We start from the raw sequence: 11,725 nt of genomic DNA, 5'->3' as shown, positions 1-11,725 counted from the left end.
TTTGTCCAATACCGTTAGATACTGAAAATAAAACCCTCGATTTACATATGGAGCATCACGGTTTACGTTGATGAGTTCGATCAAACTTTGTTCAATCTCACACGGTCGTTGGCAATGGGCGATCATCCACAAATTTAATAAAGTAATTCCAATACCGCCCCTACGAAGTAATCATGTGTATTGATTTTTCGACTGTAATAAATCACGCTATTGTTGGAAAATGTACGCAAGCGACATAAAGCAATTGTTGAATTATCTTATACTTCAATTAGTTTAAGATAGCAAAGTGAATGATAATATGAATCGAAATTAAGAATTTTCACCCATCTGAACGGAAGATCTCAACAATTTCGTACTTTTACTGCAAACTTAATTTTTATCCTAATATGGCAAGTAATGATGTAATCAATCAGCAACTCAAAGATCTTACACAAGAGTTTTGTCCAAACCTTCATGATATTTTACAAGACGATCAAAAATTTTGGGCGCAGCTGACAAATAAATTTGAAGCTAAACTTAATAATGCTACCCCGTTAATTGAAGCTTACGGAAAGATAAAAACGGAAAATTCAATTCCCATCTTAATGGGTAGAGCGAAACTGGGTGAATCCATATGTATATCTTTTTTGAAATACGTGGATACAGAAGTTAAATTTTTATTTGATTCGCTTTTACCAGAATTGAAACAGAAAGGTAAAAACTTATTTAAAAGATTATTTCTAGAATTTGATTTGGTAGAGATGCAGGATATTAATCCTACCTATTTGAATGGTATTTCAGAAATTCTAACTGCAAATACTTTAATTAGGAGCGGTGACTACCAAATTACAGACATAGAGTCACCGTTATCAAATGGAAAGACTGCAGATTTTGAATTAGTAAATGAAACGGGTAAAAAGAGTTATGTAGAAGTATACAATAAGCACCTTAAAGCTAAAATCCCAAGCTTGGAACAATTAACAATAATTGTTGATCAGGCAATCATAGCAAAACTTGACTCAAAAACTAATGGGTTAAGCGCGGAGGAAAAGGCAGATCTATTCTTAACAATTACTCTTTGGCCAGAGACTGAAGTCCAAGAATATGTAGAGACTTATTCAGAATCTTTTAGCCTACAAAAACTCAATGTACTAGCTCCTACAATACTAACTCAGTACGATAGTAACGGCGTTAAAAGCTTTGGATTTGGATTTGTTAAGAATTTAGAATTAGACGGTTCTAACGATAAGCAACCTTAATTACCAACCAACTGCCTTAAATTATTATTATGAAGCAGTAAGTATACAAAATGAGAACTATCTAATGCTGGCGCTAACCAGATTTTTAAGAAGAATTGCCTATAAAAACCATACGCTAGTTAGCTTATGGCAATGCAAAATACTTATGAAACAATTTGACTTATAATGACAGAAAAAGAAAAAGCTTTAACCGATATATGTAATACTGCTAGAAGTAGATATCCCGACAACCTGCTATATATTATGCCAGTTGAGTTGAGTAAGAAACTGAAGTCCTTTATGCTTATTAGAGAAGACTTAATATTTGTTTTAGACATTGCTAAACAACTAATCTCTTTAAAAGAATCAGTTGATACGAATTCAACAATAGAACTTGCACTCTGGCAATCAATTTTAATTACTTACGGTAAGTGTTTCACAGAAAATAAGGCTGGATTTTCAAAATTTGAGAAATCCCAACTTGAACAGCATGATAAAAAGTATCAATTATTACATGAACATTTAATGGAATTACGACATTCGTATATTGCGCATCGTGATGACACCGTAAATGAGCAAGCTTTGGTTTTCATCAAGATATCCAAAACTGGGTTTATGTTGGATGGAGACACGGAAGATGTGATTATATCAAGAAAATTAGCAAGCCCAAGAGTAACTGATCTTAAGTTTCTGATAGAATTATTAGAGTTGCTAATAACAGAAGCAACAATCAAAATTCAGAAAAATGGAGATAAGGCTCATAATGCTTTCTTAAGAAAGTATACCCCTGAGCGAGCAAGGAGTTTTCTGGTAAATAATATGAAGTTTGAGCAGTCCTGATATTACTCTTGATCCATTAAGGTTAATCAGTCGATCTACTAAATATCTGGTTGACTTGTGTAAAATGATTTTTTCATATGACATTTAAAGTATCTTCAGATAATAATTAGACTGCGTCACATAAAGATTTTTTACTAACTTAAAGTTTTATTGACTCATTTTCACTGTTAAAATTATAATATTTAAAACCGTAGATAGCTAAGTTTATTTTAGGAGCTGTAATGTTATGCCTACTTCTATCACTTTGTTCCTAGATAAGCATAATAAGTTTACTTTCGTAAAGTTCAATAGTTTGAGTGGCTAGCTTTAATACAAAAGGAATAAAAAACATATAATAAAGAAATAATGAAATACAACATCTAATAGGCTGTTTATACCTCTTTTAAACTATAATTTTAATAAGATGTGATCATGGAAATAAAAGTGCTACAAGCTAACAACGGTGATGCTATACATATTACCTTTAAAGATAAGATTACCGGACAAGAACGAAATATATTGATTGATGGAGGGAAAAAACAAACTTTTCAATATAACAATCAGCATAAAAAAAAGACTGACGGTCCTCTAAAACTTTTAATTGATAAGTTAAGGTCAGAGAAAAAGATTTTTGACCTCGTAATACTGACACATATTGATGAGGATCATATTGGAGGATTTATCTCGTGGATCGAATTTGAACCTGATCAGGCTTGGAAAATGATAGGGGAAGTCTGGTTTAATTCTGGAAAGGTAATTAAGAATTGGATGAATTCTCAACATGAATCAATGCCACCAATTATTATGAACATTAATAACTCCAATCAAACTAGTGTGCCACAGGGTGTTCAATTTGAAGATTACCTCAACAAACATAAGCTATGGAACAAAGAACTATTTATCGCGGGCAAAGAGAAAGCTTTTCACGGGCTCAGTTTCAAATTTCTTTCCCCTGACAAACAACGGCTTGAAGATTTGCTTGCAAGATGGAACGCTGAGCGGCCAGATTCGCTGACCAGTAAAATCAACGACCACCAGATATCATTAAAAGATCACCATACAAACAACTTAAAAGTAAACGATAAAAATTTTAAGGAAGATGATGCCGTACCAAATGGCAGTTCGTTTGCTTTTATTCTCTCCTACAATGACAATGATTTTCTTTTTCTTGGTGACTCTTTTCCGTCTGTAATCCAAACCTCGCTCAAAACATTAGGTTACGATATTGAGAATCCCCTGCCTGTAAAACTGGTCAAAATTTCACATCACGGGGCGCAGTCAAATACCAGCCCAGCTGTTTTCAATTCCATTAAATCAGAACACTTCGTAATCAGTACAAATAGCAAGCAGGATAATCATCCGCACAAACAGCTTCTTGGGCGCCTAATCGATTGTCATCCTGAATGTACAATTCATTTCAATTATGGAGAGCTTATCAGTAGGATTTTCACCGAGCAGGATTATGCTGATTTTCCGTCGTTTAAGGTTATGCCAATTGAAAACCCATTTAAATTTTAGTGCATGGTACTTGACGAAATCAGACATTATGTGGTTGTCTTGAACGAAGGTTCAGGAATATTGTTTCAACCTGTTGATTCTAATGCAACTTATATTCTCACGGCAAAGCATGTAATACAAAATGCTCAAAATACTGTTCAGATATTAAAGAGGTTTGTTGAACACGATAATATTTTACATGCAGAGGATATTCCTTTTAATATGTCATTGGGCAATAATTATTTTGAACATCCAGACGCAGATGTTGCAATTTTGAAGATTGCCAAACTGCAAGGGCTAAACCAAATTATTCGGACAGATGATATTACAGCAGATCGAGAGTCTTATATTTTGGCTGGCTACCCACAAATGCGCCGCAATTTACAAATTGATCCTGACTATCTTAATGCCTACAGGACAGATGAAGGTATTACGATTCAAGGCCCTAGAAACAATTCTTTGCGAGAAGCGAGAATTCCAGATAGGCCAGGTCTTGAAGAAGTACGTGGACATTCCGGAGGAGGGGTAGGAAAAATTGACGATGGTTTTTTTCTTCTCGCTGGTATTCAAAGTCAGATGGTAGATGCGTTGGATGAACAATTGGGAAAAATTGAATTTTCGCCAATGTCATCTTTTGACTCGCTTGTAACTTTACATCCAGAACATTTGGTTAATCTTGATCCTCCTCATTTGGGTAGTTTCTCTTTTCTTACAGAAGCATCTTTCCTTTTACGAGTAAATCAGTTCAATGAACAAAATATTGCTTACACGCGTAATTTTCTGAAAACAGAAACAGAAAAGATTGTTAACAGTGGGATTGCACCTCATGAAATTCGTCGCCACTTCAAAAGACGTTTGCTACTCGATCAAGCAAGTCCAAATGTCCTCAATGGCAGAAATATCTGGATAGCATGGCTCGAATTTTTGACTATAGTTAACATTATGGAATATACTGATGTTGAGGAGGCAGATTTGAAAAAATTATTTAATTCATTTAGATTATTGTATTCCGATACCACCAATGACTGGACTTTTGAAGTACAAAAAATGATCCATGCAGACTATCATGGATTACCTTCCGGTAGTGTCGTTGTGATTGGGACCAACAGCAGTCCTTTAGATGGTTTGTACGAAATTGAAGCGAAGACAATACCGAATTTAATGAGGGTCACCAATAAAGGGTTGATGCAAACTGACAATGGCATCAAATTTCCTTTCGACCATTACCGTTTTGTCCATCTGGATTCTTTTAAAAAGAAGTGCATTATCGATAAGATCGCTGAATACAGCCACATATTCGATGAACAACAATTACTTACTAAACTACAGGAAGAATATGAACAATATATCGACAGAAAACAGAATTAAAACTCTCATTATCGACCTTTATCCTGATGTAGAGGTAACGCTCCATATCGAGACCTACATATCAAAAATCCATACCTTTTTTGTGAAATTTCCATCGGAAGCTTCACTGGCAAAAGATTGGGAAAATTTGTCTAACAGTATTGCCGTTTATTATCAAAGTCAGTTGCCCGATGAATTTGAGATCTGGAATCTGTATCTTTTCTATATTACAGAATCCATTTGTGATAAACACTTAAAATATAAAATTGAGAATGATACAGTATCTAGCAGGAAAATATTATTAAGTTATAATGGGGAGGTCAATAATGAATTTATTGCTACAACTGTTGAAGAACATATTACTAACAAAAATTTAGAACTCCTGCCAGAGGAAAGAAGACCTAATGCGCAAAAGACTGATTTTGAAAGAAATCCTCTTTTATGGGAGGTAATCAGACAATCTGGAATCATTGATGACAAAAAAGCAATAGTTAAACCAAGTTCAGTATTAGAATTATTAGAACAGAAAATTAAAGATGAAATTCAAAAAAGTTGAGATTCAGGCATTTCGCGCCTATGATTTAGCCGAAGATGGCACCTTTGATTTTACCAACGGAAAAGAAACAGCTGATTTCGTATCTATTTATGCACCTAACGGTTTTGGAAAGACTTCCTTCTATGACGCTGTCGAATGGGGCGTGACCCACAACATCCACCGCTTTTTAAAGCGGCCTAAAATGAATCAGCAGGTCGCCAAGACTGAAAAGAATATGAATGCTGCTGAGTATACGCATATATTGAGAAATAAATTCTCAGATGAGAATCTCCCGGCATTTGTAAACCTTTATACTACCACCTCTAATGAGCCAATTACCAAGACACTGAAAAAACCAAGGAAAGGACAGCCTGATTATAAATTTGACGAGAAAGAAACTATAAGGGGGTACTTTCAGGAAGTTATTCTTTCACAGGAATGGATAGACTCTTTTTTAAAGGAAGACGACGGCGCAGGTCGCTATAAGACATTTATTAAATATTTCGGCGATAAAGAACTCGACCAGTATTACAAGTGTCTTGTCAACCTATTGAAAACTAATGAGGACACCATCAAAGATTTAAAAAATCAATTGAAGGGTTTTCAAATGGACTTAGCTTTTAATGGGGATCAGCAGGTAATGGACGCTATCAATCAAACAATTAGCAAATTAGAAGAAAAAAAACAATCACTAAATCACCTAGATACTACATTTGATGAAAGGGAATCTGCAGTTTTAAGTTCCATTATTACCTCGCGTGTACACGAGCTTAATCAAAAGATTATCCAGTCTCAAAGATTAGTAGAACTAATCGAAGTGGTCGTTTCAGGTAGCGAAAGTATCGATCCACTGGAAATTTATCAGCACCATCAGCTTGAAGAAGTTGATGTTAGACAAAAGATAAAAGATGCGGAAACTTCACTAGATGATTTTGCTAAACTTGCAAAAACGGAAAACCAGCTTGCCGCTTTAGCTAAAAGAAAAGAAGATCTAAGAAAATCGCAGACTTATCATGAAGAGCTGATAGCTCACTTCCCACGCTACACAAATATCGTTTCTGAAGTAAAAGGTAATAGTGCCAAACAAAACAAAAAGAATGCAGAAATAAAAGATTTAAACGATAAAAAAGCAAATGCCATTAATTTGCTAGCCAAGTTGAACCAAGAAATTGAAAGAAATCTACAGGATATTTCTGTCATCAATTCTATGATAGAAAGAGTCCCATTAATTAGTGAAGAAATTAACAATGGTAATTTAAAACTGGCTAGTTTAAATGCGTCGATTGCTGCTGGCGAAAAAGATCTCACCACCAATTTAAGAGCGTTGGAAGATCATCGCAATATCTTGGGATCTATTGATACAGTTATTGAGCAAATTGAGCAAAATCTTGCTCCCTCAGTATTAGTTCCTACATTAGTAAAATTTGAAACGGACATCAGAAAATTAGAGGAAATCAGGAATAGAGGATTAGAGCTGCGCCAAAGTTTTCAGAAACGCAGTGCAGAACTTGAACAGCAAAAATCATTGCAAATTGATCTTGCAGAATTACTACGGAAAGGTTTAACTCTTGTCACTGAATCCAAAACCAGTGCCTGTCCATTATGCAACCAGAATTATGCTGATTATGTCGAACTTACAAACCGGATTTCAAGTAACGACTCACTAGATGAAAGTTTAAAAACGGCATTGTCAGAACAGATAAAAAGTGAGGCAGAACAAAGTAAAAATGATGTAGCCGAGAAAGCGCTAAAAGAAAAGTTATTGGTGTTGCTCCAAAATGAAAAACAATCGCCGTTGGAAAAAATTTCTTTTGCAATAGCAGGAGTAAATGAAATAAAAAGACAGCTGGCCTTAGATCGGGCTGACGTGAATACTTTAGTGACTCGAATCAATGAACTAAATTCCCAACTGTCCAATTTATCTGTAAAGGATTATTCCGCAGTTATGGAAACCCGATTGCAGAATTTGCAGGGCCTGCGAGAAACTAATCTTCTGGATCTTTCTGAACTACAAGGAGATCTTGACACAATGGAAATGACAATTATTACAGCAAATAATGACTTGAAAAAGCTCCAAGACGATCGTGTTGTGTTAATTGAAGATTTGTCTTATACAGCCATATTGGCTTATCTCAATCAGCGTTCTGATAGTGTGGTTAATTCAATCACTCTATCAGAACTTCACTTGTTATTAAATCAGTTGATTGATGACCTGAAAGAATGCTTGGAAGCTGAACAGCAGCAAAGATTAATTGTTGACAATCTAAAAAACTCAACATCTTCCTTTAATACTGAAGATCTGATTTCCAATATTGCCGTAAACAAAGAAAGGCTATCTCAGTTACGACAGCGGATCAGCGTCTATCAAGAGTTTGTGAAAAATGAGTTTAATTTTACGGTAGAAGGACAAACTAATGAATCCATCACTGAATTTGTAGAGGGGGTCAGGGAGAAGCAGCGAAAAGCAATAAATGAATTGCAAAATGTAATTGGGCTTTTCGAGTTATTATCAAAACTTAAAGAGGAAGTTATTCCATTTTTGCGGTACCAAAAAGCTAAAAATGATGAAAAGGCGATTAAGGCGAGAATAAAGTTTTTAAATACCACATTAAAAACAACGCTGGAGACAGAAAGAAATTTGGTTATAGCTCATATAGATGAGCAAATTAACTCCTTCTTTTTTGAGGATATTATTAATACTCTTTACAGGAAGATCGATCCGCACCCTGATTATAAAGAGATTAAATTCAAATGTGATTTTACCGACAACAATCCACAGCTTAACGTCTGTGTAACCGATGAAAAGAAAGTCACGCTTCAAATTCCTAACTTATATTTTAGTACAGCACAACTGAATATTTTAAGCTTGAGTATCTTCTTGGCTAAAGCCCTACACGCTAAGGACGCAAATAATAATCCTTTAGAGTGCATATTTATCGACGATCCTATTCAGGCGATGGATAGTATCAACATCTTGTCGACTATTGATTTGCTTCGTAGTATCACAGTTAACCTAGGTCGTCAGATTATTCTTTCAACACATGATGCAAATTTTCACAACCTACTCATGAAAAAAATCCCCGATAAGCTTTACAATTCTAAGTTTATGGAACTAGAAACTTTTGGTAAGGTCAAACAAATAGAGGAAATAGATGTCCATTAGTTACATTTTAGACCAAACTTGCAGGGTGGAAATTAAAAATACCGGATATGTTCTCCCTATACCCTACTTAAGGCGACAATGTTCCTTGCTCAAGCTTAAATTATGGTGGAAGACGCTATTTGCCTTATGTTTTTACGGAACAAGGTGTCGCAATGGCTTCTGCCCTACTCCGTTCAGGTATAGCCGTTAAAGTCAGTGTCGAGATTATGGAAGCCTTTGTAGAAATGCGACGTATGCTTATTAGCAATGCTTCATTGTTTCATCGTTTGGATAACATTGAATTGAAGCAGCTAGAAGCCGGCCAAAAATTTGAAGAGCTATTTAAAGTTTTGGAAAGTGACAAGCTCCACAGTGAGAAAGGTATTTTTCTACAATGGGCAAGTTTTTGACATTTACATCTTTATTTCGGATATTATCCGAAGTTCCAATAATTCTGTTATACTATTTGATAACTATGTGGACGATACGGTCCTGACCTTATTGGGAAAAAGGAATGCTAATGTATCAGCTACTATTTATAATAAAAATATCAGCAATCAATTAAGGCTCGATTTACAACGGTACAATAGGCAATATCCTAAGATTGAAGTTGAGTTGTTTTCTGATGCTCACGACCGTCTGTTGATTATTGACAATGCAGAACTCTACCATATCGGGGCATCGCTCAAATACCTGGGTAAAAAATGGTTTACCTTTTCCAGAATAGATATTGAAGTCGGCAGGATGCTACAAATTCTGAATAAACAATAAACCCTCCGAATTGGAGGGTTTATTGTTTTTATTTTACATCGTCTGACTTATTCGTGTTCCGTAGTTCAGATTGTTCATTCAGAGGAAGTTCTGTTTGTGACGAAACCTGAAAGGACATAAAAAATTTTTTCCTTTCCACACTTAGAAAATCAAGTAATAATGAAATAACACCTTTTAAAGGAGAATCTATATTTTCAGGATTTATTAAAATTTCATTAAAACCCATCTTTTCAAAATCTCTAGCCCAATTAAATAAATTTTTCGTATTCTCATTCTTGCTAAAAAAGTCTTTTAATATATCAATAGGAACTCCTTCTAATGATTTCAAAAAAGAATTTGCTGACCTATTGCCAGAAATCTGTACCGCTATAGAAATAATCTTATCTACTCCATCTTTACCTAAGTTTCCAAATTTAAAACCATTAGACAATTTTTTTTCTCTTTCAGCAATATCTAAGAATGCAACATCTTTAAGAATAAAGTCAATTGTTATTAATAAGTGAGATGTAATTAGATACAATAGCCTTGTCGAATCTTCGCGCTTTTGAGGATCAGTGATTATTTTTTCTACGAAATATGCTATATATGATAATGCTGCATTAAATCCAGAAAAATCTAATTCAGATAATAATCTTGATTTAGATTCTTCATAAATATATCTCCAATCTTTATTCCCAAAAGTCTTGTAGCTTTTATTTTTTGCAAATCGTTGTGTTAATTCTTCTTCTGATAATCTATCTGGATGCGAATTGGAACGTAGTTTTGATAAAAAAGCTCCGTCTAATATTATAGTATTATGAAGTTGTCCAAATTTATGAACAACAGGTCGTTGATCAGTTGTAGCTACAATACAACTATCAAAATTTAACAACTCTCGTACTCCGTTTGCCCAAAGTATGCGTTCAAAGGCTTGAGGAGATTTCTTGTTTTTGATATCTACATTAATACGTTGTCTCGTTATGCTTGAGGAACGTCCATATAAGTATAAATCTACATCGGTTATGTCATTATTCTCATATCTAAATTTAACACCTCGAATTACAAAATAGCCTGAATTAATGAAATAATTTCTAATCAATTCTTCCATTAATTCTCCTTTTGTGATATTGTTTTTTTGATTTTCCATTAGTTTCTAAATGTTCTTAAAAGTTCCCCAACAGATTTTTTAGATTGTGAATTTTGTTTTTTTCTATTGATTTGACGTTTATTTTCTGGTCCAATGTAGTTAGTTACGCTTCCGGTATATATGTTAGACCCTAATATTGTTTGTTCTGTAGCATCACCTAACTCAAGAACTTGCATTGCTAATAAACCAATATCTTTTTTTAAGAGTTTCATATGATAACGATTAGGATACGTGCTATCTCTTCTTAATTGAATAACACGTTTAAGCTCCAATAGCTTATAGTCTTCTCCTATTGCTGTGGCAGGTCCAACTTCACGACCGTTTACCAATTTTCTCAACAAAACTTCTAACATAGATATTTTTCCTCTTCCTTGAGAGCTAAAGTTGATACCGTAATACAATGAAGAAACAAACGCTTTAGCTAAGTCAAGTGCATCCTCTTCAAATGGGTTTCCATATTTAGAAAATGCAGATGGTTTTGTTATAAAAGTTTTTGCCTCTGAAGAATTACTAACCTCATTAAAATCATACATTCCTATAGACTGGAGTTTTGATAAAAGTTGCTCTCCTAAAATTTCTTTTCCTTTCTCTAAAGTAATACAGCCATGTGAGGTTAATAATTGATCTAATTCAACTATTTTTCTAGTTTCATCTGGCTTCAGTGATGATAGAACAGCATTTGTCTTTTGTGCGCCTTCCCTACGAAACAAGTTACCATTAAAGTACAATTTACTTTTATCATCTAAAACTTCATAATCTATAAAACCAATTTCCTCAGCTTGTAGAAATAGATCTTTCGTTTCTGTGTTAGATAGAGAATATGTGTCAGAAATATATTCATTTAATGTTTTTTCCCCTTTTGGCAAATCTGAAATATTATCAGAAAGTTCTAAAGCCGCTTTTTGAAAGCTTGAAGGGGAATTGTTGTCAAAAATATCAGAAGTATGTCCAAGAACAGCTGAAGTGGTAACTCCTAAAACAGAGATTGATCCATTACTAGCAGTATCAATTAATCTAGCTTCTTTAAGCTTCGACTTGATGGTTTCGATCTCTGTTTTTTTTATATTCGATACTTTAGCTATAGCATTAACTTTATCCAACTCTAAATTACTTTGTTCATCTGATGCTGCTAAATTTGATAGAAAAACACCACATTTCCCAGCAAGTTCAATATCCTCAAACTCATAAGTATCTTTAATCTCTACTAGTTTGTTAGTATGATTTATAACCCAAGCACCTTTAGTTCTTTTTTTCATAATTGTTCATGTTGC

At 34.2% G+C, this 11,725-nt stretch carries 10 protein-coding genes; 8 read left to right on the top strand and 2 right to left on the bottom strand.

Annotated elements, in window-relative coordinates; genetic code table 11:
- Positions 1-386 precede the first annotated feature (386 nt).
- The 8 genes from C4F49_RS15020 (at position 387) to C4F49_RS18205 (ending at position 9,328) form a co-directional block, all read left to right on the top strand.
- Positions 387-1,238 (top strand): hypothetical protein, encoded by an 852-nt coding sequence (locus C4F49_RS15020; protein ID WP_196936657.1) that lies wholly within the window; start codon positions 387-389, stop codon positions 1,236-1,238.
- A gap of 165 nt (positions 1,239-1,403) precedes the next feature.
- A complete protein-coding gene (locus C4F49_RS15015; RefSeq protein ID WP_196936656.1) occupies positions 1,404-2,057 on the top strand; it encodes a hypothetical protein in 654 nt (217 codons plus the stop codon).
- A 411-nt stretch (positions 2,058-2,468) separates the two neighbouring features.
- Complete coding sequence (locus C4F49_RS15010) at positions 2,469-3,554, top strand: ComEC/Rec2 family competence protein (RefSeq protein ID WP_196936655.1); 1,086 nt, start codon at positions 2,469-2,471, stop codon at positions 3,552-3,554.
- 3 nt (positions 3,555-3,557) lie between these two features.
- A complete protein-coding gene (locus tag C4F49_RS15005; RefSeq protein ID WP_196936654.1) occupies positions 3,558-4,901 on the top strand; it encodes an ABC-three component system protein in 1,344 nt (447 codons plus the stop codon).
- The gene (locus tag C4F49_RS15000; protein ID WP_196936653.1) at positions 4,870-5,436 is read left to right on the top strand and encodes an ABC-three component system middle component 1; all 567 of its coding nucleotides are present in this window, start codon (positions 4,870-4,872) and stop codon (positions 5,434-5,436) included. Before C4F49_RS15005 ends, C4F49_RS15000 begins: the two co-directional genes overlap by 32 nt.
- Positions 5,417-8,578 carry an AAA family ATPase gene (locus tag C4F49_RS14995; RefSeq protein ID WP_196936652.1) on the top strand — a complete coding sequence of 1,054 codons (3,162 nt, stop codon included), beginning with the start codon at positions 5,417-5,419 and terminating at the stop codon, positions 8,576-8,578. Before C4F49_RS15000 ends, C4F49_RS14995 begins: the two co-directional genes overlap by 20 nt.
- A gap of 152 nt (positions 8,579-8,730) precedes the next feature.
- Positions 8,731-8,967, top strand: a complete 237-nt coding sequence (locus C4F49_RS18210) for a hypothetical protein (protein WP_196936651.1) — start codon at positions 8,731-8,733, stop codon at positions 8,965-8,967.
- The gene (locus C4F49_RS18205) at positions 8,930-9,328 is read left to right on the top strand and encodes a hypothetical protein (RefSeq protein ID WP_231388328.1); all 399 of its coding nucleotides are present in this window, start codon (positions 8,930-8,932) and stop codon (positions 9,326-9,328) included. The genes C4F49_RS18210 and C4F49_RS18205 overlap by 38 nt, the downstream gene beginning before the upstream one ends.
- Before the next feature lie 28 nt (positions 9,329-9,356).
- Here C4F49_RS18205 and C4F49_RS14980 read toward each other — a convergent pair whose 3' ends face one another.
- Positions 9,357-10,454, bottom strand: coding sequence for a hypothetical protein (locus C4F49_RS14980; RefSeq protein ID WP_196936650.1), 1,098 nt, complete (start codon positions 10,452-10,454; stop codon positions 9,357-9,359).
- The gene (locus tag C4F49_RS14975) at positions 10,454-11,710 is read right to left on the bottom strand and encodes a hypothetical protein (protein ID WP_196936649.1); all 1,257 of its coding nucleotides are present in this window, start codon (positions 11,708-11,710) and stop codon (positions 10,454-10,456) included. The genes C4F49_RS14980 and C4F49_RS14975 overlap by 1 nt, the downstream gene beginning before the upstream one ends.
- Positions 11,711-11,725: the final 15 nt, after the last annotated feature.

The sequence above is a fragment of the Sphingobacterium hungaricum genome, assembly GCF_015210005.1.
Classification (GTDB): Bacteria; Bacteroidota; Bacteroidia; order Sphingobacteriales; family Sphingobacteriaceae; genus Sphingobacterium; species Sphingobacterium hungaricum.
This window is presented reverse-complemented; position numbering and strand designations above follow the sequence as displayed.

Bases quoted from the DNA above. Each gene is read 5' to 3' on its own strand.
- C4F49_RS15020 (WP_196936657.1), top strand. From the start codon at position 387: ATGGCAAGTAATGATGTAATCAATCAGCAACTCAAAGATCTTACACAA.
- C4F49_RS15015 (WP_196936656.1), top strand. From the start codon at position 1,404: ATGACAGAAAAAGAAAAAGCTTTAACCGATATATGTAATACTGCTAGA.
- C4F49_RS15010 (WP_196936655.1), top strand. From the start codon at position 2,469: ATGGAAATAAAAGTGCTACAAGCTAACAACGGTGATGCTATACATATT.
- C4F49_RS15005 (WP_196936654.1), top strand. From the start codon at position 3,558: ATGGTACTTGACGAAATCAGACATTATGTGGTTGTCTTGAACGAAGGT.
- C4F49_RS15000 (WP_196936653.1), top strand. From the start codon at position 4,870: ATGAACAATATATCGACAGAAAACAGAATTAAAACTCTCATTATCGAC.
- C4F49_RS14995 (WP_196936652.1), top strand. From the start codon at position 5,417: ATGAAATTCAAAAAAGTTGAGATTCAGGCATTTCGCGCCTATGATTTA.
- C4F49_RS18210 (WP_196936651.1), top strand. From the start codon at position 8,731: ATGGCTTCTGCCCTACTCCGTTCAGGTATAGCCGTTAAAGTCAGTGTC.
- C4F49_RS14980 (WP_196936650.1), bottom strand. From the start codon at position 10,454: ATGGAAAATCAAAAAAACAATATCACAAAAGGAGAATTAATGGAAGAA.
- C4F49_RS14975 (WP_196936649.1), bottom strand. From the start codon at position 11,710: ATGAAAAAAAGAACTAAAGGTGCTTGGGTTATAAATCATACTAACAAA.